21 protein-coding genes and 1 tRNA gene are annotated in these 20,788 nt (G+C 67.1%); 17 read left to right on the forward strand and 5 right to left on the reverse strand.

What is annotated here, in order from left to right; translation table 11 throughout:
- The first annotated feature begins 229 nt into the window (after positions 1-229).
- The 10 genes from ACODRZ_RS11730 to ACODRZ_RS11775 all read left to right on the forward strand — a co-directional run bounded on the left by ACODRZ_RS11730 (position 230) and on the right by ACODRZ_RS11775 (position 10,264).
- On the forward strand, positions 230-2,185 hold the full coding sequence (locus tag ACODRZ_RS11730; RefSeq protein WP_488970218.1) for an SPOR domain-containing protein: 1,956 nt from the start codon (positions 230-232) through the stop codon (positions 2,183-2,185).
- Between the two features lie 176 nt (positions 2,186-2,361).
- Complete coding sequence (locus tag ACODRZ_RS11735) at positions 2,362-2,880, forward strand: type III secretion system chaperone family protein (RefSeq protein ID WP_488970217.1); 519 nt, start codon at positions 2,362-2,364, stop codon at positions 2,878-2,880.
- 104 nt (positions 2,881-2,984) lie between these two features.
- The gene (locus ACODRZ_RS11740; protein ID WP_488970216.1) at positions 2,985-3,794 is read left to right on the forward strand and encodes a pyrroline-5-carboxylate reductase family protein; all 810 of its coding nucleotides are present in this window, start codon (positions 2,985-2,987) and stop codon (positions 3,792-3,794) included.
- A 138-nt stretch (positions 3,795-3,932) separates the two neighbouring features.
- Entirely contained in the window at positions 3,933-4,667 is a 735-nt protein-coding gene (locus ACODRZ_RS11745) for a Bax inhibitor-1/YccA family protein (protein ID WP_488970215.1), read from the forward strand.
- Between the two features lie 173 nt (positions 4,668-4,840).
- Entirely contained in the window at positions 4,841-5,611 is a 771-nt protein-coding gene (locus ACODRZ_RS11750) for a hypothetical protein (RefSeq protein ID WP_488970214.1), read from the forward strand.
- Between the two features lie 118 nt (positions 5,612-5,729).
- Positions 5,730-5,805, forward strand: a tRNA-Ala gene (locus ACODRZ_RS11755).
- 152 nt (positions 5,806-5,957) lie between these two features.
- Positions 5,958-7,016 carry a GTPase ObgE gene (gene obgE / locus ACODRZ_RS11760; protein WP_488970213.1) on the forward strand — a complete coding sequence of 353 codons (1,059 nt, stop codon included), beginning with the start codon at positions 5,958-5,960 and terminating at the stop codon, positions 7,014-7,016.
- Between the two features lie 188 nt (positions 7,017-7,204).
- Positions 7,205-8,335, forward strand: a complete 1,131-nt coding sequence (proB, locus tag ACODRZ_RS11765; RefSeq protein WP_488970212.1) for a glutamate 5-kinase — start codon at positions 7,205-7,207, stop codon at positions 8,333-8,335.
- Complete coding sequence (locus ACODRZ_RS11770; RefSeq protein WP_488970211.1) at positions 8,332-9,267, forward strand: NAD-dependent epimerase/dehydratase family protein; 936 nt, start codon at positions 8,332-8,334, stop codon at positions 9,265-9,267. Before proB ends, ACODRZ_RS11770 begins: the two co-directional genes overlap by 4 nt.
- A gap of 19 nt (positions 9,268-9,286) precedes the next feature.
- Positions 9,287-10,264 carry a bile acid:sodium symporter family protein gene (locus ACODRZ_RS11775; RefSeq protein ID WP_488970210.1) on the forward strand — a complete coding sequence of 326 codons (978 nt, stop codon included), beginning with the start codon at positions 9,287-9,289 and terminating at the stop codon, positions 10,262-10,264.
- Between the two features lie 134 nt (positions 10,265-10,398).
- Here the strand turns inward: ACODRZ_RS11775 and ACODRZ_RS11780 are convergent, their stop codons facing one another.
- Positions 10,399-11,625, reverse strand: a complete 1,227-nt coding sequence (locus tag ACODRZ_RS11780) for an MFS transporter (protein ID WP_488970209.1) — start codon at positions 11,623-11,625, stop codon at positions 10,399-10,401.
- A gap of 235 nt (positions 11,626-11,860) precedes the next feature.
- Here ACODRZ_RS11780 and ACODRZ_RS11785 point away from each other — a divergent pair, with 235 nt between their 5' ends.
- The 5 genes from ACODRZ_RS11785 (at position 11,861) to ACODRZ_RS11805 (ending at position 17,330) form a co-directional block, all read left to right on the forward strand.
- Positions 11,861-13,108 (forward strand): CaiB/BaiF CoA transferase family protein, encoded by a 1,248-nt coding sequence (locus ACODRZ_RS11785; protein ID WP_488970208.1) that lies wholly within the window; start codon positions 11,861-11,863, stop codon positions 13,106-13,108.
- An 88-nt stretch (positions 13,109-13,196) separates the two neighbouring features.
- Positions 13,197-13,724: a Csu type fimbrial protein gene (locus tag ACODRZ_RS11790; protein ID WP_488970207.1), complete on the forward strand. Its 528-nt coding sequence runs from the start codon at positions 13,197-13,199 to the stop codon at positions 13,722-13,724.
- The gene (locus ACODRZ_RS11795; RefSeq protein WP_488970206.1) at positions 13,724-14,422 is read left to right on the forward strand and encodes a fimbrial biogenesis chaperone; all 699 of its coding nucleotides are present in this window, start codon (positions 13,724-13,726) and stop codon (positions 14,420-14,422) included. The genes ACODRZ_RS11790 and ACODRZ_RS11795 overlap by 1 nt, the downstream gene beginning before the upstream one ends.
- 17 nt (positions 14,423-14,439) lie before the next feature.
- Positions 14,440-16,833 carry a fimbria/pilus outer membrane usher protein gene (locus ACODRZ_RS11800; RefSeq protein ID WP_488970205.1) on the forward strand — a complete coding sequence of 798 codons (2,394 nt, stop codon included), beginning with the start codon at positions 14,440-14,442 and terminating at the stop codon, positions 16,831-16,833.
- A 2-nt stretch (positions 16,834-16,835) separates the two neighbouring features.
- Positions 16,836-17,330: a Csu type fimbrial protein gene (locus ACODRZ_RS11805; protein ID WP_488970204.1), complete on the forward strand. Its 495-nt coding sequence runs from the start codon at positions 16,836-16,838 to the stop codon at positions 17,328-17,330.
- Position 17,331: 1 nt separating this feature from the next.
- Here the strand turns inward: ACODRZ_RS11805 and ACODRZ_RS11810 are convergent, their stop codons facing one another.
- From ACODRZ_RS11810 to ACODRZ_RS11825, 4 genes are all read right to left on the reverse strand, one after another.
- Positions 17,332-18,105, reverse strand: a complete 774-nt coding sequence (locus tag ACODRZ_RS11810) for a sulfite exporter TauE/SafE family protein (RefSeq protein WP_488970203.1) — start codon at positions 18,103-18,105, stop codon at positions 17,332-17,334.
- A 169-nt stretch (positions 18,106-18,274) separates the two neighbouring features.
- Positions 18,275-18,451, reverse strand: a complete 177-nt coding sequence (locus tag ACODRZ_RS11815) for a YezD family protein (protein ID WP_008830176.1) — start codon at positions 18,449-18,451, stop codon at positions 18,275-18,277.
- Between the two features lie 102 nt (positions 18,452-18,553).
- Positions 18,554-19,015, reverse strand: a complete 462-nt coding sequence (locus ACODRZ_RS11820; protein WP_488970202.1) for an RrF2 family transcriptional regulator — start codon at positions 19,013-19,015, stop codon at positions 18,554-18,556.
- A 138-nt stretch (positions 19,016-19,153) separates the two neighbouring features.
- The gene (locus ACODRZ_RS11825) at positions 19,154-19,903 is read right to left on the reverse strand and encodes an energy transducer TonB (RefSeq protein WP_488986200.1); all 750 of its coding nucleotides are present in this window, start codon (positions 19,901-19,903) and stop codon (positions 19,154-19,156) included.
- Positions 19,904-20,053: 150 nt separating this feature from the next.
- Here ACODRZ_RS11825 and ACODRZ_RS11830 point away from each other — a divergent pair, with 150 nt between their 5' ends.
- Both ACODRZ_RS11830 and ACODRZ_RS11835 read left to right on the forward strand, forming a co-directional pair.
- Complete coding sequence (locus ACODRZ_RS11830; protein ID WP_488970200.1) at positions 20,054-20,323, forward strand: GlsB/YeaQ/YmgE family stress response membrane protein; 270 nt, start codon at positions 20,054-20,056, stop codon at positions 20,321-20,323.
- Between the two features lie 118 nt (positions 20,324-20,441).
- Positions 20,442-20,717 carry a hypothetical protein gene (locus ACODRZ_RS11835; RefSeq protein WP_488970199.1) on the forward strand — a complete coding sequence of 92 codons (276 nt, stop codon included), beginning with the start codon at positions 20,442-20,444 and terminating at the stop codon, positions 20,715-20,717.
- The last annotated feature ends 71 nt before the right edge of the window (positions 20,718-20,788 follow it).

Genomic DNA, 20,788 nt, shown 5'->3' on the forward strand with positions numbered 1-20,788 from the left:
TTCGGGTCGCAATCCATCGAAGGGGACGCCCAGGAAGCCGGCGCATTCGTTTTAGGTTCATCTGCGTGGGTCCATGGCCGCAAGGCGTGCAGGCTGGCGCCTTTTGGATTCACGTGGCGTCCGGGCCTGCGGTGCGACCGTCTGGGACATGAAGCGTTGGTGGCCATCGTGCGGAAGGCTGCCTGCCTGGTTTCCAGTGGCTGGTTCATGAATGACAGAGGACTTGCGGGTGGATCACTTGGTTTCGCGGTTGCTCGGCGGCGCAGCGCTGGTGAGCGCGCTCGCGAGCTTTCCGGCTTTGGCGCAAGGTGCTCCGGCCGTCTCGCATCCCGTGGTCCAGGCCGTTCCAGGCGAGAACAACAAGAAACTCAGCGCCGCCCTCGCGCGGCTCGGCCGCGATGCCCGTGACGTCGCCGCGCTGATAGACGCGGGGGACGCGGCCCGCGCCTTGCAGGACAATGCCGCCGCGATAGGCTTCTACCGCCGCGCAGACGAAGTCAGCCCGGGTAATCCGCGCGTGCAGGCCGGGCTGGGCAGCGCCTTCGTCCACAATGGTGATCCGGTGAGCGCGATTCCGTGCTTCGATGCCGCCGAAAAGGCCGGCGCGACGCCTGCACTGATCGCGGCCGACCGTGGCCTGGCCTTCGACCTCGTCGGCGACAATACGCTTGCACAGCGCTATTATGCGTCAGCGATGACGAGCGTGTCCGGCGACAAGGCGGATGAACTACGCAGCCGGCTGGCCGTCAGCCAGGCGATCAACGGCGATCTCGACGCGGCCTACACGACGCTGCTGCCGCTGCTGAACAAGCAGGACAAACCGGGCTGGCGTACCCGCGCGTTCACTCTTGCCATCGCGGGCAATCCCGACAAGGCGGTCGAGATCACCAATACGATCCTGCCCGGCCAGCTGGCGCAAAGCATCGCCCCGTACTTGCGCTACATGCCGCGCCTGACCAGGGCGCAGCAGGCGGCGGCGGCGAACCTCGGCCGGTTTCCGCGTGCTTCCGAGATAGGGCGTGACGATGCCCGTATCGCTGCTTACGCCCCGCCGCGCAGTACGGCGGCCGGCGCGGGGCTGATCCCCAAGGGAGAGCCGCTTGGCGGCGCGGGCGGCACGAAGCTGGCGAAGGCCGCCAAGCCCTCCCGTACCCGGGCGCAGCGCCCGGAACTGGCCCAGGCAGGGCGTCAGTCGGCTACCGCCGCGAAGGCGACGAGCCTTGCCTCCATTGACCCGGACCGCGTGGCGCCGCCCGAGCCGAAGCCCGCGATCGAGCGTGACACCGGCGAGTTGCCGCCGGTCGGGCGGAGCACGGAAATGCCTAAGGTCGCGGCGCCGTTGACGTCCGCTCCGGTCCCGGCTGCGGCTTCCGCTTCCGTCTCTGCCCCCGTGCAGTCCACGCCCCCGGCTCCGACGCGAGTTGCGCAGGCGACGGCTCCTGTAGCGTCTGCGGCGACGCCGGGCTTCGATCTCCGGCGCCTGCCGGCCTCGCAGGCGCCTGTCTCGACGCCGCCCGCCGAACCTGCGGTATCGGCGCCCGCGAGCCCGCCCCCGGTGCCGGGACCGAACCAGCTTTCGCTTTCCGAGATATTCGCCGACATCGGCAAGCCGACCGTCGATGTCATGCCGACGTCGGGGGCGGTCGACATCCGGCTGATCACCCCGGCCGCCCCGCCGCCGCCGCCGCCGCCGCCGCCGTCTCCGCGCGTGCAGTTGCCAAAGGTGGAAGATGCCAAACCGGTCGAAACCAAGGCTGCGGAGCCACCGGCCGCCGAGGTCAAGGATGCCAAGGTGACCAAGGCCAGGACCGCCGCGGCCAAGGCCGCCGAGGCGAAAGCGAAGGCCAAGGCGGACGCAGAGGCCAAGGCAAAGGCCGAGGCTGCGGAAAAGGCCAAGAAGCCGTCGCACCCCAGCCGCATCTGGGTGCAGATCGGCGTGGGCCGGGACAAGAGCGCCATCGCCTTCGACTGGCGCCGCTACACGCGCGAGAATGCGGTGCTGCTCAAGGGGCATAGCCCTTACGTCAGCGAGATGGGGCGTACCAACCGCGTCCTGATTGGTCCTTTCGCGACGCAGAAGGCCGCGAATGCGTTCCTCGTCGATGCCAAGAAGCAGGGCTTCTCCGATGCGCTGCCCTGGACCAGTCCGGCGGGGCAAGTCGTGGATCCGCTTTCCGCCAAGTAATTCTGCGGGTTTTCTGCCTTCGGAACGCCGCCCGGTCGCCTTGTGTTAACACGCATTCATATTTATCCACACGCTGTGAACAGGCTTGTGCAGTTATGCGCAGGCGATGTCGGGCAGGTGGATTGTGCTTCCCCACCCGCAGGCAGCATCCATGCACCCGTATTCTCGGAGGGCTGATGTCGCAGATTATGAGGACCGTTCAGGACGATATCGACCGGGACGACGAGGCTGCCCCCGTGGAAATGCTCGCCTCGCTGTTCGAGGCGCGCGACTGGCCCTTCGAATATGCCGGAGAGGACGAGATCTCTGCCGAGATCAAGGGCGCCTGGGCGACTTACCAGTTACAGGCTATCTGGCGTCCGGAGGATCGGGTGCTGCAGCTGCTGTGCCTTCCCGACATCCGCGTTGCCGACGCGAAGCGCGCCGCCGTGTTCGAGGCGCTGGCGCTCATCAACGAGCAGGTCTGGCTCGGCCACTTCGACATGTGGTCGAACGGCGGCGTCGTGCTCTATCGCCACGGCCTTATGCTCGGCCCGGACGGGTTGCTGGGGCCGGGTCAGGCGCAGATGGTGGTAGAGGCCGCGATCGAGGAATGCGACCGCTTCTACCCGGTCTTCCAGTTCATCCTGTGGGGCGACAAGACACCCTCGGAAGCGCTTGCAGCCGCCCTAGTGGACGCTGCCGGAGAAGCATGAGGCTGCCTAGCGGCTGACCGGCATCGCTTTTGGTGCCGGACTCTTGTCGCCTGCGATCCGCTCGCCTAAGTCGCAGCCCGATCCAGTTTCGAGGGAAAGTGCGCATGGACCGGTTTCAGAACATCCTGCTCGTGGGCTGCGGTAACATGGCCGGGGCCATGCTGGCGGGCTGGCTGGCCGGCGGCATTTCTGCCGCGCGCTTCACTGTCGTCGATCCGCACCGCGACAGCGTTCCCGAAGGCGTTACGCTGCTTTCCGAGCTGCCTGCCGAGGGGCGTTTCGATGCCGTGCTTCTGGGTGTCAAGCCGCAGGGGCTCGACGCCGTTGCGCCGGCCCTGAGCCCGCTTGTCGGGCGCGGGACGGTGCTGTTCTCGATCCTGGCGGGTGTCGAGTTCGACAGCCTTGCCGCGCGCTTCCCGCAGGCGGGGGCGCTGGTCCGGATCATGCCGAACCTCGCCGCCGCCATCGGCAAGTCGCCGATCGCGCTCGACGCGCGCGGCCTCGACGAGACGGGGCGCGCCGCCGTGACCGTCCTGATGGACCCGCTCGGCACGCCTGAGTGGCTGGCGGGCGAGCACCTGTTCGACGCCGTCACCGCGCTTGCGGGTTGCGGCCCGGCTTTCGTCTATCGCTTCATCGATGCCCTCGCCGGGGGGGCAGTCGCGCTAGGGATGGACGAGGGACAGTCGCAGCGTCTCGCCCTGGCGATGGTCGAGGGGGCGGCGCTGCTCGCCGGAGCGTCCGAGTTTTTGCCGGGCGAACTGGCCGACAAGGTCGCGAGCCCTGGCGGTTCGACCCGCGCCGGGATGAACGTGCTCGATGCGGACGGCGCTTTGGCCGGTGTGGTGGCCGAAGCAATGACTGCTTCGCGCGATCGCAACGCCGAAATGGCTGCCGAAGCTCGCCGGAGCTGATCCGGACGAGATTGATCCGTTTTACACTTTGTCACAAATGACGCGGACCGGTTCTTCTTGAAACTTTTCGGCGCGAGCGCGATATTCACTCCTGAGCGGGACCGCATTGTGCTGGCTTTCCGCTAAAGGGAGTTTGAAATGGCGAATTGGAACGACCCCCAGCCCCGTCAGGGCTTCGGTGCGTCTCCGAGCCTCGACGGACGTTCCGCCGGCCGGACTGCGTACGATGCGGGCCTGCGTCGGCACATGCTGTCGATCTACAACTACATGGCCTCGGGCGTGCTGCTTTCGGGCATCGTCGCGCTGCTCTTCGCGCCTTACGCGGTGCAGATGATGCAGTCGCCGATCAAGTGGCTGGTCATGCTGGCCCCGCTCGGCTTCGTCTTCGCGATCAGCGGCGGCGCGGCGCGCTTCAGCGAGGGTACGCTCAAGGTGCTGTATTGGGCCTTCGCGGCGGTGATGGGCGTGTCGCTCTCGACGATTTTCGTGATCTACACGGCGACTTCGATCGCGACGACGTTCTTCGCCACGGCGGCGGCTTTCGCGGGCCTCAGCCTCTACGGCTACACGACGAAGAAGGATCTGTCGGGCTTCGGCACCTTCCTGATCATGGGCCTCGTCGGCATCCTGATCGCCTCGCTCGTGAACATCTTCGTGGGTTCGAGCATGTTGCAGCTGGTGATTTCGATCCTTGGCGTGCTGATCTTCGCGGGCCTTACCGCCTACGACACGCAGATGCTGAAGAATCAGTACTATCACCTGCGCGGCACCGATTTCGTCGGCAAGGCGGTCGTGCTCGGGGCGCTGAGCCTCTATCTGGACTTCATCAACATGTTCCAGTTCCTGCTCAGCTTCCTCGGCCAGAGGGACTAAGAGCGGCACCGGATGAGGCTGATCGCCACCGGAATGGAGATAATTTTCCTCCGAAGCGATTAATCCACAGTGCAGTTTCACCTAAGCATGATGCCCGGTGCGTTTTATCGCACCGGGCATTTGCTTTACGACTCAGCGGGGTTAGACCTCTTGCCCGCGATGGAGAATGATGCGTGTATCGAGGGCTTGAGATGATCGACAACGGGCAGGGGCGTCGACGCCTTTCCTTGCTGGCGGGCTCGGCGGTCGCCGTTACGCTCGCGGCGTTGGCGGGCTGCGCGAAGCCGCCGCCGCCTCCTCCCCCTCCGCCGCCGGTCGTGGTGATCCCGCCGATGCCGACGCCGCCGATGGGTGCGCCGCTCGAAATGCGGATTCCGGCCAAGGCCGAGGATGGTACGCGGCAGACGGTGAATTACGGGATTTCGACGTCGCAGACGATCTGGAACTTCCGTTCGGCTTACAATGTCGCCGCACTGAACTGTGTCGAGATTCAGTTCACCCCGATCCTTGAGGGCTACAAGCGTTTCCTCAAGGTCTACGACAAGTCGCTCGACCGCGCGAGCAAGGAGATCGATGCGAGCTTCCGCACGCAGCACTCCGGCCGTGCGGCGATCGTCGCGCGCGAGACCTACCAGACCCAGGTCTACAACTTCTTCTCGCTGCCGCCGGTGGATTCCAGCTTCTGCCAGGCCGCGATGGAAGTGAGCACCGAATTGAACACGGTCGAACCGAGCCAGTTCGAAAATTGGTCCTACACCGGCCTCGCCAAGCTGGAAGCGCCGTTCAAGGCGTTCTTCGACGCTTACGACCAGTACCGCGCCGACCTTGCCGCATGGCAATCGCGCTATGGATCGAACGGGCTCATCACCGTGCGCCCGAACGCGGAGCAGGTCATGGCCCAGCCGGTCGTCCAGCCGCAGGCGAGCGTACCGCAGGTCCAGTAATGCGGGAAACGGGCGCGAGAATCTTCGTGCTCTCCCATTTTTGCTCTTCCGTGCGGGAGGTCTCTTCGCTAAGGGGACGCTCCCGATGCGGTGACGCCTTCGGATTTGATACTGGAACGGGGCCGTAGCTCAGCTGGGAGAGCGCGTCGTTCGCAATGACGAGGTCAGGGGTTCGATCCCCCTCGGCTCCACCAGTATCGCACATTGCAGTATGCCCGGGTGAGCCGGGCATCACCCGGCCCGAGACACGGCCGGGTTTTTTGTTTATCTGCGGCCAGCGGCGTTCATGACGACCGGGATCCGGTCGCGATGGGGCGCTTGATCAGCGCTGGAAGCGATAGGACCGATGCATTTTCTCGACCAGGCCAAGATTTACGTGCGTGCAGGCGGCGGCGGCCCCGGTGCGGTCAGCTTCCGGCGTGAGAAGTACGTCGAATACGGCGGCCCCAACGGCGGCAACGGCGGCAAGGGCGGCGACATCATCTTCGAGGCCGTCCCAGGCCTCAACACGCTGATCGACTTCCGCTATACCCAGCATTTCAAGGCTCCGCGCGGCGGTCATGGCATGGGCCAGAACCGCAATGGCGCGGCGGGCAAGGACCTCGTAATCAAGGTGCCGATCGGCACCCAGGTCATTGCCGACGACGAAGGGCGCGATACCGTGCTCGTCGATCTCACCGAAGCGGGCCAGCGCGTCACCTTCCTTGAAGGTGGTATGGGCGGGCGCGGCAACGCGAGCTACAAGACCAGCACCAATCGCGCCCCGCGCCAGCACCAGCCCGGTATGCCGCCGACGGAACAGTGGGTGTGGCTGCGCCTCAAGCTGCTGGCCGACGTCGGCCTCGTCGGCATGCCTAATGCGGGCAAGTCCACTTTCATCAATGCGCTGTCGAATGCCAAGGCGAAGGTGGGCGACTATGCCTTCACTACGTTGCGCCCGCAGCTGGGCGTGGTGAACCACAAGCACCGCGAGTTCGTGCTGGCCGACATTCCCGGGCTGATCGCAGGCGCGGCGGACGGCGCCGGCATCGGCGACCGTTTCCTCGGCCATATCGAGCGCTGCCGTGTGCTCGTCCATCTGATCGACATCTCCAACACCGATCCGGTCGAGGCGATGCAGATCGTGGAAGAGGAACTGGAAGCCTATAGCGAGATGCTGGCCGACAAGCCGCGTCTGGTGGCGCTCAACAAGGTCGATCTCGTCGATGATGCGCTGGCGGAGGAATATGCCCGCGAACTGCTCAAGGCGGGCGCGCACGAGGTGTTCCCGATCTCCGGCGCCACCGGCAAGGGAATGCCGCGCCTGCTGGACGCGGTGATCGACTACCTCCCCGCCGCCACCGTGACCGAGCGTCCCGACGGCGAGCGCGAAGAGGCCGACGACACGCCGTGGTCGCCGATCTGAGGTAAGGCTTAAGTGGCGGGGGCTTCGACAAGCTCAGCCGTGACCTTCGACAGGCTCAGGGTGAGCGGAGGTAGATAAATCTCCAACCCGGCTCAGGCTGAGCTTGTTGAAGCCCCCGCCGCATACGCCCGCCCGAGCAACCTTGCGCTTTCCTCAACTGCGCCTTTCCCCTAGAGGCTGGCACGCCCATGCCCATTGCCCGACTCTCTGACCTCGCCGATTCCTCCCTCGCGCCGCGCCTTGTCATCAAGGTGGGGTCCGCCCTGCTCGTGGGGCCAGAGGGTGTGCGCCGCGCGTGGATCACGCAACTGGTGGCCGAGATCGCGGAAGCGCGCGGGCGGGGGCAAGACGTCATCGTCGTATCCTCGGGCGCGATCGCGCTGGGGGCGGCGACGCTGGGGCTGGAGAAGGGCGGGCGCGGCAGTCTGGCGGATGCGCAGGCCAGTGCCGCCGTCGGGCAGATCGCGCTATCGGGGCTGTGGGCGCAGTTGCTCGGCGCGCACGGCATCACCGCTGCGCAGATGCTGCTGACGCTGGAGGATCTGGAGGATCGTCGCCGCTACCTCAACGTCACCGCCACGCTGACCCGCCTGCTGGATGCGGGCGCGGTGCCGGTTATCAACGAGAACGATTCGGTGGCGACGCAGGAAATCCGCTTCGGCGACAACGACCGCCTCGCCGCGCGCGTGGCGCAGGCCGCGCAGGCGAGCGCGGTGGTGCTGCTCTCCGACATCGACGGGCTTTACGATCGCCACCCCAAGCTGCCCGGCGCGAAGATGATCCCGGTGGTCGAGGGCGTCACCGCCGAGGTCCGCGCGATGGCGAGCACCGAATCGAATTCCGGCATGGGCTCGGGCGGCATGGTGTCCAAGCTGCAGGCGGCGGAGATCGCCGAACTGGCGGGCATCTGCCTCGTCATCGGCAACGGCCAGCATGAACGCCCCGTCGCGCGTATCGTCAACGAGGGCGTGGGCACGCTGTTCGTGCCGAAACGCAAGGCCGCCGCGCGCAAAGCATGGCTGGGCGGGCGCCTGCGCCTCAAGGGTGAGATCGTCGTCGATGATGGCGCCGCTGCGGCGCTCGCGCGCGGATCGAGCCTGCTGGCCAAGGGCATCACGGCGGTCGAGGGCGTGTTCTCGCGCGGCGATCCCGTCGCCATCATCGACGCCGCGAGCAAGGTCCTAGCCCACGGCCTGTCCGAATACGACGCCGCCGAATGCGCCGCGATCGTCGGCCTCCATTCGAGCGAGCAGGAACGGGTGCTGGGCTACAGCCCGCGCTCCTCGGTGGTCCACCGCGACCAGATGGTGCTGAAGTGAACCGCCGCTCTCTCATCGACCGTCCCGTCATCGCACTCACCGGCGCTACCGGCTTCGTCGGACAGGCGGTACTGGAAGCCGCCATCGAGGCCGGTTTCGCGGTGCGGGCGCTGACCCGCCGCAGCCAGCCCGAGCGGGCGCATGTCGACTGGGTCGGCGGCGAGCTGGGCAATCCCGCATCGCTGGTCGAACTGGTGCGCGGCGCCGAGGCCGTCATCCACGTCGCGGGCGTCGTCAATGCGCCCGACCCTGTGGGGTTCGAGGCGGGCAACGTCACCGGCACCCTCAATCTCATCGAGGCGACGGTGGGCGAAGGCGTGCGCCGGTTCGTCCACGTATCCTCGCTTTCCGCACGTGAGCCGGAGCTCTCGGCTTATGGCGCCTCCAAGGCGCGGGCCGAGAAGATCGTCATGGCCAGCCCGCTCGACTGGACGATCGTGCGCCCGCCCGCGATCTACGGTCCGCGCGACAAGGAGATGTTCGAACTGTTCCGCGTGGCGCGCTGGGGCTTCATCCCGATGCCGAAGGAGGGTCGCGCCTCGATGGTCCATGTGGAGGATCTGGCGCGGCTGCTCGTCGCGCTGGAGCCGGGCGGACTGTCGGTGACCGGCAAGGTTTTCGAGCCCGACGACGGCAAGCCGCAGGGCTGGGAACATTTCGAGCTCGGCCTCGCGATAGGCTGGGCGCTGGGCAAGCGCCCGCGCGTGATCGGGCTGTCGCCCGCCATGCTTCACCGTGCTGCGCGCATCGACAATTTTTTGCGCGGTCCCCGTGCAAAAATGACGCTCGACCGCGCCGCCTACATCAGCCATCCGGACTGGGTGGTCTCACCGGAGGCCGCGCCGCCGGTTTCGCTCTGGCGCCCGCGTGTGGAGACGCGCGAGGGGCTGAAGGCCACGGCGCAATGGTATCGTGAGCACAAGTGGCTCTGAAGAGGTAACGCCCCGCCCCATGAATCCGCTTAACCGCCTGCTCGCCCGCCTGAACATCGATCCGTTCCTGCTGATGCTGCTGGGCACGGTGGCGCTGGCGACGGTGCTTCCCGCGCAGGGCGTGTGGGCTCGGATTGCGGGCGGAGTGGCTGACGCAGGGATCGCGTTGCTGTTCTTCCTGCACGGCGCCAAGCTTTCTCGCGAGGCGATTCTCGATGGCGCGAAGGCGTGGAAGCTGCACCTGACGGTGGGGGCGACGACCTTCGTACTGTTTCCGATCATCGGCCTTGGCGTGCGGGCGATTCCCGGCATCGAGCCTTCGCTGGCGACGGGCGTGTTGTTCCTGACGATGCTGCCGTCCACCGTGCAGTCCTCGATCGCCTTCACCGCGATCGCCGGGGGCAACGTGGCCGCTGCCGTGGTGAGCGCCTCGTTCTCGAACCTCGCAGGCATCTTCATCACGCCGCTGCTGACGGCGCTGTTCATCACCGGGCAGAGCCAGGGCTTCTCGACTGATCCGATCATCGACATCTCGGTGCAGTTGCTGCTGCCGTTCCTCGCGGGACATTTCCTGCGGCCGTGGATCGGCGGCTTCGTGACGCGCAACAAGAAGGTGCTGGGCTACGTCGATCGCGGCTCGATCCTGCTGGTGGTCTACACCGCGTTCGGCGCGGCGGTGCTCGAAGGGCTGTGGCACAAGGTGACGGTGGGCGAACTGGCGCTGATCGCGGCGATTTCGCTGGGCGTGCTGGCGGTAGTCATGGTGGTGTCGAGCTTCGTCGGCAAGGCCATGGGCTTCTCGCGCGAGGACCGGATCGTGCTGCTGTTCTGCGGTTCCAAGAAGAGCCTCGCGACCGGTGTGCCGCTGGCGGGCGTGCTGTTCCCGGCGGCGCAAGTGGGTGCGATCATTCTGCCGCTGATGTTCTTCCACCAGATTCAGCTGATGGTCTGCGCCGTGCTGGCGCGCCGGTTCGCGGCCTCGGCAGAGAGCGCCTGACTTTCGGGGCCTGATCCCGCTGCCAGGTTCCGGTATTGCCTTTCGTCATTACGAGAGCAGCAAAGCACAATCCGGAGCGGTTTGGGCTGTCCTGGATTGCTTCGCTGCGCTGGCAATGACGAGGCCAGGTATTGCTAGGCCGGCACCGGTTCTGCCCCGGCGTCATCCTCCTGCGGCCCCTTGCGCAGCATGAGCAGCAATAGCGCGCCCGCCACTACGGACGTGCCCACCGTCACCAGGAAGCTGTCGAAGTTGCCAGTGCGCGCCAATGTCCAGCTCAGTAGCGCCGCGCCCGAGGCGGCCGCCAGTGAGCACACGCCCGTCAGCAGGCCGAGCACGCTCGAGTAGATGCCCGTGCGGAAATGCCGGGCGACGAGGAAGGCGAGGATGTCTCCCTCTGCTCCCACCGCGAAGCCGAGGCTGAAGATCGCGGCAGTCACCACCATCGGCGCGTCCCAGCTGCTCGCCAGCACGAACAGCCCGAGCCCCGGCAGCGCCAGCATCACGAACGAAACCATCTGCGGCGCAAGGCGATCAAGCGCCACACCGGTCACGAAGCGGCCCAGCAGCATCCCCACCGCCAGCGCGGTGAACATGATCGAGGCGCCTTCGCCGCTGATCCCCTGGTCGAGCACCAGCATCTTGAGCTGAACGAGGATCAGGGTCAGCGGCAGGTTGCACAGGTACATCGCGCCGAACAGGATCCAGAATGCCCGCTCGCGGAAGATCTCCGGATAGTCGTCGCGGGCGCGGCGCTTGGGCGCGGTGACGAGCGCCGCATGGGGGCGGCTGGACGGTATGAGCAGGAAGACGACGATGCCGGACAGCACCGTGAACAGCGCCAGCGCCCGGTAAGTCGCGGCCCAGCCGTGCGCCTCGACGAATTCGTTGATGACCGGCCCGCCGATCGCGCTGAACAGTGCCGGACCGCAGGCGGCGATCGCCAGGCCGAGACCGCGCGCATTCTCGATGTGCTGCACGACGAGGCGGGTATAGACCGTGGCCGTCGTCGTCACGCAGATGATGCTCTGGAAGATGAAGATCGCGAGGTACGCCTCGAACGAGCCTCCGATGAGGCTGAAACCCAGCATTGTCAGCGGCATGGCGGCGATGCCGACAAGCGCCGTCAGTTTCACGCCGAACAAGTCGGCGAGGCGGCCGATGAAGGGCATCGACAATGCGGTCAGCATTCCCAGCATCCCGGTCATCGCGAACTGGGCCTTGGACCATCCGGCATCGGCCACCAGCGAAGGCGCGATGGCGCTGGTGACGGTGCCGATGATCGACATGCCGGTCCCCATGCCCAGCGTCGCCGCCAGCAGCGGGCGCCACGCGGCAGCGATTTCCGATAGATAGCGCAAGGTCAGGTCTCTCCGGGGCGGTTCTCGTTATGCGCGGCAGCTTGCCACCGGACCGGCCGGGGCAAAAGCGCGCGACCGCCGGACACGGGCGATTTCCCGCCAGGGCAATTGGAAATCGCCGGAGCGTTGGTTGGTCCTTGCAGTCGTCGCCATGAACCGGAGCGCATAAACCAAGCGCTTGCTACAAATATGAGGCTCAGCTATCTCTGGTCGGGCAGGCGAGAGGGAGAAGAGGATGTTCGCGACGCAAGTGTTCAAGGGGGTGCGGGTGCTGGAGCTGGCGCAGTTCGTGTTCGTGCCTGCGGCGGGGGCGGTGCTGGCTGACCTCGGCGCGGACGTCATCAAGATCGAAATGACCGAGGGCGACCCTTATCGGCGGCTCAAGATCACTGACGGGCGGCAGACGGCCTCTGCCAATCTCGCGATGGAACTGAACAACCGGAACAAGCGCTCGGTGGCGATCGACCTCAAGACGGAGGAGGGGCGCGAACTGCTGCTGCGGCTGGTCGAGACGGCCGATGTGTTCCTCACCTCGATCCGTCCTGCGGCGCTGCGGCGGCTGGGGCTGACGCTCGATGTGCTGCGTGCGCGCAATCCGCGCATCGTCTATGCGCATGGCAATGGCCTCGGCTTCCGGGGCGAGCAGGCCGACCGTGCGGGCTACGACGCCTCGTGCTTCTGGGCGCGCGGCGGCTTCGCGCACATGCTCTCGACGCCGGGGCAGCGGCCTACGCGCCCGCGGCCGGCGCTGGGCGATCATGCGGGCGCGATGAATGTCGCCTTCGGGATCGCCAGCGCCCTGTTCCACCGCGAGCGGACGGGCGAGGCGACGACGGTGGAAGTCTCGCTGCTCTCCTCGGCGATGTGGATACTCTCGGCCGACGTGACGATGGGCGCGGCGCTCTCGGACGAGCAGCTTGACCGGTTGGCGAACCCCGGGCGCCATGCCCTGACCAGCGCTTACGAGACTGCGGACGGGCGCTACCTGCAGCTCATGTTCCTCGATCCCGAACGCTACTGGCCCGAGCTATGTCGGCGCATCGGGCGCGAGGGGCTGCTGCAGGACGCGCGCTTCGCCTCGGTCGAGAGCCGGGTCGATCATGGCGAGGGGCTGCTCGAAGCGCTCGACGAGGCCTTCGCCGCGCGCACGCTGGACGAATGGCGCGCGACCTTCGAGGACTGGGATGCCCCCTGGGAAGTCGTCCAGAACCTGCGCGAACTGGTCGACGACCCGCAGGGTGCGGCCAACGATTCGTTGTTCGATGTCGTGGTGGAGGACGGAACGCCGGTCACGATCGTCTCCGGGCCGGTCTCGTTCGGGGGCAGTCCGCTGCCCCCGCGCCCCCGGTGCGCGCCGACGATGGGCCAGGACACGGCCGAGGTCCTCGGCGAACTGGGGCTGGCGGACATGCAGGTGGAAGCCTGGGCACGGCGCGGCGTGGTGGCTGGAGTGAAGGCCGGCGTGGTGGCCGGCGGGGGGTGAGGCTGAAGGCCGGTTTGCCGCCTTACTAGGGATACTACCGGGGAGGGCGTTGGAAGGCTGGGCAACCCTGTCTTGGTAAACGATTGCCATGAGCAACGTTCACCATGCCTGCGGCACGCGCCGCCTTCGCCCGCTTGCCGCAGGAGCCATCCTTGCGGCAGGTTTCGTCCTCGCGCCTCAGGCCGCGTTCGCGGCGACGGTGACCGACACCATCACGGTGACGGCGACCGTGCAGTCAGCCTGTGTCGTCGCCGCCAGCCCGCTGGCCTTCGGCAACTACAACCCGACGTCGTCCTCCAACGTCGATGCGACCACCACCGTCAACGTCACCTGCACGCAGGGCACTCCCTATACGGTCGGCCTGAACGCCGGCACCACCACCGGCGGCACGACCACCGTGCGCAAGCTCAATTCCTCGGGCCACACGCTCAACTACGCGCTTTACCAGGACTCCGGCCGCAGCACGAACTGGGGCAACACCGTTGGCACCGACACCGTCGCGGGCACCGCTGGCACTTCGGCAACCGCCTATACCGTCTACGGCCGTATCCCGGGCAGCCAGAATACCACGGCTGGCGCCTACAGCGACTCGGTCACCGTCACGGTGACCTACTGATGACCGTTCGGCGCGCACCCATGCTGCTGGCGGCCATGCTCGTTGCCATATGGGGCGGTTCGACCGTCCCGGCACGGGCTGGCTCGCTCAGCGTCATGCCGGTGCGCGTCGACGTGGCTTCGGGGCGCCGCTTCTGCTCGTTGACACTGGGCAACGATTCCGACCGGCCGGTGACGGTACAGGTCCGCGGCTTCGCATGGAGCCGGGACGAGGGCGGCGCCGACCTGCTCGATCCCGACGCCGGTTTCGTCGTGAACCCGCCGATCGCGACGATCGCGCCGCACGCCACCCGGTTGGTGCGCTGCAGCCTCCCCGCCGACACCGCAGGGCAAGCCGAGAAGCAATGGCGCCTGATCGTCGATGAACTGCCCGATCCGGCGCAGGCCCGGCCGGGCGTGGTACAGACGCTGCTCCGACTTTCGGTCCCGGTGTTCCGGGGCGGCGAGAACGTAGCGCCGCGGTTTGCGGCATCGTTCAGGGGCAGGGACCTTCGCCTTGCCAATACCGGCAATGGCCATGCCAAGATCATCACCCTGACCCTGAAGGGCACGGGCGAGCCGGTGACACTGGACAAGCCGTTCTACCTGCTTGCGGGAGGGACGCAGCTGATCCCGGCCGAGCGCCTGCCGCACGCCCTGTCGTCCATCCACGTCCGCGCCGAGGAGGGCGAATACACCCTCGCTCTCTCCGCGCCGTGAACTGATGGCCGCCCGAGGTGAAGCACGCCTTCCGCCGCCTTGCGGCAGCCTTTGCGGCTGCCGCTTCTCCCCGTCACGTGGCAGCCCTTGCGGCTGCCGCTACATCCAGCAACGTGGCAGCCCTTGCGGCCGTCCTCGCCCTTTCGCCGCTGATCGGGGTAGGAACTGCCCGCGCGCAGCAGGTGGGCGAGGTCGCACCGATGCCGGTGGGCGTCGTGCTCAACGGGCAGACCATCGCCGAGCCCGGCCTGCTGGTCGTGCGTAACGGACGCCTTCTCGCGCGGCGCAGCGATGTCGAGAGCTGGGGCCTCGCCACCCATTCCATGACCGCCGCCGAGACGCTGGGCGGCGAAAGCTACGTCGCACTGGACCGTGTGAAGGGTCTCGTCGCGCGGCTCGACGCCGACGGGACGACGCTGCTGGTCGACGCCGACGTCAGCCTGTTCCCGCGCTATACTTTCGATCCCGGGCGCCATGTCGTGCCGCTGGCGCAGACGATCCCCGCGCAGTTCCTCGACTACGACCTGACGCTGTCCAACTGGAACGGGCATGCGCGCCTGGGCGGGTTCGTCGATGCGGGCGTGTCGGGGCCGTGGGGCGTCGCGAATTCCAGCTTCCTCGTCGACACAGAACGTGGCGGCCTGGTGCGGCTCGACACCGCGCTGCGACGCGACTTCCCGGACCGGCGCATGCGGCTGGTCGCGGGCGATACGATCGGCACCGGGGCACCGTGGAGCCGGCCGGTACGCTATGGCGGGGTGTTCCTCGGCACCGACTTCTCGCTCGATCCGCAGAGCATCAATTTCCCGCTGCCGGTAATCTCGGGCAGCGCGCTCACCGCCTCGACGGTGGAGTTGATGGCGCAATCCTCCCGTCAGTCGATGAATGTCGGGCCGGGAGCATTCGACCTCACCCTCCAGCCCCGCCTGACCGGCGCCGGGCAAGTGACGATGAGCGTGCGCGATCTGGCGGGCAATACCCGGCAGGTGACGCGCAGCTTCTACGCCAGCCCGAGCCTGCTGCGCCCGGGCCTGTCCGAGTTCGCGATCGAGGCGGGGGCACTGCGCAAGGGTTTCGGCTTCGACAGCTTCGGATACGGGCCGCTGTTCGCGGCCGCCGGGCTGCGCCGCGGGATCACCGGCAAGCTGACCCTTGAGGGGCGCGTCGAGGTCAGCGGGCGAACGCGCATGGCGGGGCTGGGCGGCGCGATGGTACTGGGCGTGGTGGGCGAGGTTTCGGTTGCCGGGGCGGTGTCGCAAGGGGCGGCGGGGACCGGTACGCTGGTGCGCGCGCAAGTGCAGCGCGTCACTCCGGTCTATACGCTGACCGCCAGCTACGAACGCGCCGATGCACGGTTCCGGCAAGTGGGCGAGAGCCGCTTCAACGGCGGTGGGCGCAGCGAGCTGGCGATCGCCGGCGGGATTTCGCTCGGCCGCATCGGCAGTCTCAACGCCAGCTATGCAAGGCTGATGCAGGGCATCGGCGGCGATGCCCCGACGCGCTACGACCTGGCCTCGGCCTACTACACGGCGAACCTTCGCGGCGCCTACCTCTCGGCCGGAGTGCAGCACGCCGCTTATCGCGAAGGGCGGCGCAACGTGGGCCTGTTCGGTTCGCTGACCGTCCCGCTGGGGCCGCGTCGCAATGTGTCCGTGATCGCGGAGCCCGGCCGCGCGGCGGCGACTTTCACCCAGAACCTGCCCGATCGCAGCGGCTTCGGCGCCCGGGCGCTGGCCGGGCGGGAGCGCGGCACGGCGTGGCTGGAGGGCGGGCTCGCCTATCGCAGCGGGGCTGGCGACATCCGCCTCGATGCGGCGCAGCGGCGCGGACAGCAGGGCGTGCAGCTCAATGTGCGTGGCGGCCTGCTGCGGGTGGACGGCACCCTCGTCGCCAGCCAGCACATCGATGACGGCTTCGCACTGGTCGACGTGGCGAGCGACGCGCCGGTCACCGTCACCGTCGAGAACCGCCCGCGCCCGACGAGAGCGGGGCGCGGGCGCGGGGTAATCGTGACGGGCCTGCAGCCTTATGCCGAGAACCGCATCGGCATCGACGCCGCCGAAGTGCCGATCGAGGATGACCTCGACACCGCGCAGCAGGTCGTCGCGCCCGGCTGGCGGCAGGCGGTGCGGGTGCGCTTCGGCACGACGGGCGGGCAGGGCCTGCGCCTGAGAGTGCTGGATACGCAGGGGCTTCCGCTCCCGACCGGATCGAGCGTCGCGTGGGCGGGCGGGGTCGGCGTCGTAGGGTACGACGGCGAAGTCTGGATGGAAGGTTATCGGGGCGCGGCGGGCGTGCTCAGCATCTCGGGTGTGGGCGGCTCCTGCCGCGCCGCGATCCCGGTGCCGGCCGAGGATGCGCGGCTGTCGGCAACCCCCGTTACCTGTGTGCGGGACAACGAAAGGACATGACGATGAAGCACGCCATTCGGTCCGCAGGGGTGCTCGGCGTGATGGCGGGAGGGCTCGTCCCCACGGCGGCAGCGGACGCGGCGGGGTGCCTGGTGTGCATCTGCTCCGTCTCCACCACGAATCTCAGTTTCGGGACCTATAACCCGGCCGGTTCCTCGCCGACCACCGCCACGGCAACGGTGAGTGCGAGCTGCATCTCGGTCAGCATACCGATGAACGCGAGCGTGGACCTTGCGCTCAGTGCCGGGACCTCGGGCAATGCGGCGGCGCGGCAGATGGCCAACGGGACGGCGCGGCTGAACTACAACATCTACCAGGATGCGGGCTATGCGACGGTCTGGGGGAACAACGGCAATGGCGGCTCGTCGCAGTCGATGCTGATCAACAACCTGCTCAACTTCAACGCGACGAAGACCGCCTACGGGCGCATTCCGGCGCATCAGTACGTGAAGACGGGGGCCTATTCTGACTCGATCGTGGTGACCTTCACGTTCTAGTTCAGAAGATCGGCCACGACTTCCAGATGCTGAACACGCTGGTCGCGATCAGCACGACCGAGACGGAGGCCAGCAGCGTGCGCGGCTTGATGCGCTTTGCGAAGAGGGCACCGAAGGGCGCGGCCACGACGCCGCCGATGATCAGACCGACCGTCGCCACCGTGAAGGCCGAGAGCCCGATGGTGGAGATGAAGGCGATCGAGATCGAGGTGGTCAGCAGGAACTCGGCGGTGTTGACGGTGCCGATGGTCTTGGCCGGCTCGCCGCCCTGTACCAGCAGGTTGGAGGTCACCACCGGCCCCCAGCCCCCGCCGCCCGCCGCGTCGAGGAAGCCGCCCGCCAGCGCCAGCGGTGCGGTGTACCTGGGATCCGCGAAGCTCGGCTTGCGCATGCGGATGGCGCGGATCATCAGGTAGATGCCGATGCCGGTAAGGTAGATCATGACGTAGGGCCTGGCCACCGATGCGTCGATGCTCGACAGCAAATAGGCGCCGCAGACCCCGCCGACGATGCCTGTCGGCACCAGTCGCAGGAACAGGCCCCAGTTCACGTTGCGGTGCAGGATATGGCTGATGCCCGAAGTGCCGGTGGTGAACAGCTCTACCAGATGGACGCTGGCCGAAGCGGCAGCCGGGGCGACGCCGACCACGCTGACCAGAAGCGTCTGGGTGATGACCCCGAAGGCCATGCCGAGTGCGCCGTCGACGATCTGCGCGGCGAAACCGATGGCGATGAAAGGGGCGATCTCGGCCAGTGTCGGCAGCGAATCGAGCATTCGTACTCCTCCCGGGGCGGGGTTGGATATGGTCGCGGCCTGTCGGCCCCTGTACCAGCTGAGATGTAATGGCTAGGCTAATGCCGCGCGGATGGGAACCGCGCGGGCAAGATGTCGGAAGGAAGCCGCCCGGTCGTCCGGTGTATTCGGCTTCGCCCGGTCAAGCAGGTCAGTGGTTGAAGCGGCGGCGCTCGGTAACGTCTACCTGCATCAGCTTGCCGTCATGGACCGTCAGCTGGATCACGCCGAAACGCAGACGCTGCAGCGCCTCGATCACGTGCTGGACGCCTTCGTTGAGCAGCGGGTGCTCGGTTGCGGTCGCATCGGCGGGCTTGGCAATTCGCATGCACATCTCCTCTCGCAGCGGGGCGAATGCGAACTTGGTATTCTCTATCTCAAAAGTTGACAATGGGGTTGTGGGAGAAGGTTTGCTTTCAGGCTCCCAAGTTCAACCGACTTCCACGTCCTCGACGGCTTCAAGCCCTTCGGCGGCGGGAACGGGGTCGATCTTGTCCGAAAGCCGCATCCCGTCGAGCAGGCCCGCAGTGGCGTCGCGGACCTGCAGCATAAGAGCGCGGGTGCGGCAGTCCTTTTCCTCGACGCAGTTCTTGCAGGTTTCGTGCGCGAAGCGGCTGGCGCACGGCACCAGCGCGAGCGAGCCGCGCATCACGCGGATGAGATCGCCGTAAGTGATGTCGATCGGCGGCACGCCCAGCCAGTAACCGCCGTCCTTGCCGCGCTGCGAGGCGACGATGCCGTAGCGCGACAGTTCGGACAGGATGACGGTGAGGAACTTGGCCGGGATGTTCTGCGTCTCGGCGATGTCGGTCAGCGGGATCGGCCCCTGGCCGTACTTGTCCGCGAGGTGCTGCATGGCCCGGATCGCATAACGGGTTTTCTGCGAAAGCATCGGTGCAATTCTCGCGAGGACTTCGAAGGGTTCGTTTGCTCCCTTTGACGCAGTCGCGTCAACCCGTAGCGTCCATGTGGGGGATCTGCCGCAGTGGATTACTTCAGCAACGCATGAAGGCCGACCGTGTTCGCCTCGTCACTGCGCTTGCTCGGGCGGGAAGTACCAGCCATGCGTCTCGACCATGATCGAGGCGACCGGCTCCCCGGCCCGGTTGCGGGAGGGCTTGAAGCGGAACCGCTCGGTGATCAGCCGGCACGTCGTCGCGTCCAGTTCCGGACGGCCGCTGGAGGCAAGGATGCGGCAGTCGCTGACCCGTCCGTCGATGCCGATGCGGTACTGCAGCTTGAGTTCGCCGCCGGTCTTGGCTTCGCGCAGGTCCGGGGGAAGGTCGGAGAAGCGCAGGCGTCCCCGGATCTGGAGCGGGCGGGTGAGGGCATCGTCGTCTCCTTCGCCCGCGCCGTCGCCATTGCCTCCGCCGCCGTCACCATCGCCGATACCGCCTGCGCCCTGCCCGGGGCCGAGCCGGTCGGATGCACCGCTCTGAGCGGCGGATCCGATGCCGGCCCTGGGTGCGGTGACGATCGGGGGTGGCACGATCAGCGGCGGCAGCCGGGGCGGCGGGGCCACCACCTGCGTTGCCTTGTTACGCAAGTTGGGGGGCGAGGGGCGGCCCTTCGCCGCCGTGGAATCCGCCTTGGCCGGAATCTCTCTGGGCCGGGGTTTTTCCGGCTCGTCGCGCAGGGGAATGATCGCGGCAAGCGTCTCGCGCCTTTCCCGCGGCGTCATCTGTGCGGCGAGCCCGGCGATCATCGCCACCAGTCCGCCCGCCACGATCAGCAGCGATGCGAGGGCGGACAGCGCGCGGTCCCGGGCCGAAGTATACACGGGCGACATCTCCTTGCAGGCCAGAACCCGGAGCGTGCGGAGTTGGTTGCCGCAAAGTGCAGGTTGCGACGAGACGTTCGTATTGTTGCGGAACCTTGCTCGGCGAGGCCCGTTATTAGGGTCAGCAAACTCAATTCGGAGACAGAAACCATGACCCTCCTGCTCATCCTCCTTGTCGGTGGCATCATCGGCTGGCTCGCTTCGATCCTGATGCGCACCGACGCGCAGCAGGGCATCTTCCTGAACATCGTCGTCGGCGTCGTCGGCGCGGTACTTGCCGGCTTCATCATTACCCCGCTGATCGGCGGTGCGCCTATCACCAGCGGTGCTTTCGACATCATGTCGCTGTTCGCCTCGTTCCTGGGCGCTGTCGTCCTGCTGGCGATCGTGAACCTCTTCCGTCGCGGTTCGGTTCGCTAAGAACCGCGCGGCCGGAGCCCGCTCTGGCGGGTTCCGGAAAAAGGGGGAGGCGGGCGCGTCCTCCCCTGATTCTTGCCAACGCGCCCTATGCCATAAACAGGGAAAAGGATTTCTCGCCATGAAAGCCATTGCCACTTCGCGTCTTGCCATGATCGCCGTTGCCTCTGCCTCGCTGGGCCTTGCGGCCTGCAACAGCCCGCAGCAGGAAGCGACCGAGAAGGCCGCCGACGCCGTGGAGGCTCAGTCCGACGCCGCAGCCGACGCGATCGACGCCCAGGCCGATGCCACCACCGGCGCTGCAGAGGACGCTCTCGAGAACAAGGCCGATGCCGTCGAAAAGGCCGGCGAAGCCAAGTCCGACGCGATGAAGGACTCGGCCGACAAGCAAAACTGACAAACCTAGCGGCCGGACCACACGGCCGAGATGGGTTGGTTCGCCGGCGTCTGCTCCCCTTGCAGGACGAC

This window comes from Novosphingobium sp. FG90 (assembly GCF_057808725.1).

Coding starts and splice junctions, on each gene's coding strand:
- ACODRZ_RS11795 (WP_488970206.1), top strand. CDS start 13,724: ATGACCGTTCGGCGCGCACCCATGCTGCTGGCGGCCATGCTCGTTGCC.
- ACODRZ_RS11835 (WP_488970199.1), top strand. CDS start 20,442: ATGAAAGCCATTGCCACTTCGCGTCTTGCCATGATCGCCGTTGCCTCT.
- ACODRZ_RS11815 (WP_008830176.1), bottom strand. CDS start 18,451: ATGCGAATTGCCAAGCCCGCCGATGCGACCGCAACCGAGCACCCGCTG.
- proB (WP_488970212.1), top strand. CDS start 7,205: ATGCCCATTGCCCGACTCTCTGACCTCGCCGATTCCTCCCTCGCGCCG.
- ACODRZ_RS11810 (WP_488970203.1), bottom strand. CDS start 18,105: ATGCTCGATTCGCTGCCGACACTGGCCGAGATCGCCCCTTTCATCGCC.
- ACODRZ_RS11740 (WP_488970216.1), top strand. CDS start 2,985: ATGGACCGGTTTCAGAACATCCTGCTCGTGGGCTGCGGTAACATGGCC.
- ACODRZ_RS11775 (WP_488970210.1), top strand. CDS start 9,287: ATGAATCCGCTTAACCGCCTGCTCGCCCGCCTGAACATCGATCCGTTC.
- ACODRZ_RS11790 (WP_488970207.1), top strand. CDS start 13,197: ATGAGCAACGTTCACCATGCCTGCGGCACGCGCCGCCTTCGCCCGCTT.
- ACODRZ_RS11735 (WP_488970217.1), top strand. CDS start 2,362: ATGTCGCAGATTATGAGGACCGTTCAGGACGATATCGACCGGGACGAC.
- ACODRZ_RS11745 (WP_488970215.1), top strand. CDS start 3,933: ATGGCGAATTGGAACGACCCCCAGCCCCGTCAGGGCTTCGGTGCGTCT.
- ACODRZ_RS11785 (WP_488970208.1), top strand. CDS start 11,861: ATGTTCGCGACGCAAGTGTTCAAGGGGGTGCGGGTGCTGGAGCTGGCG.
- ACODRZ_RS11830 (WP_488970200.1), top strand. CDS start 20,054: ATGACCCTCCTGCTCATCCTCCTTGTCGGTGGCATCATCGGCTGGCTC.
- obgE (WP_488970213.1), top strand. CDS start 5,958: ATGCATTTTCTCGACCAGGCCAAGATTTACGTGCGTGCAGGCGGCGGC.
- ACODRZ_RS11820 (WP_488970202.1), bottom strand. CDS start 19,015: ATGCTTTCGCAGAAAACCCGTTATGCGATCCGGGCCATGCAGCACCTC.
- ACODRZ_RS11805 (WP_488970204.1), top strand. CDS start 16,836: ATGAAGCACGCCATTCGGTCCGCAGGGGTGCTCGGCGTGATGGCGGGA.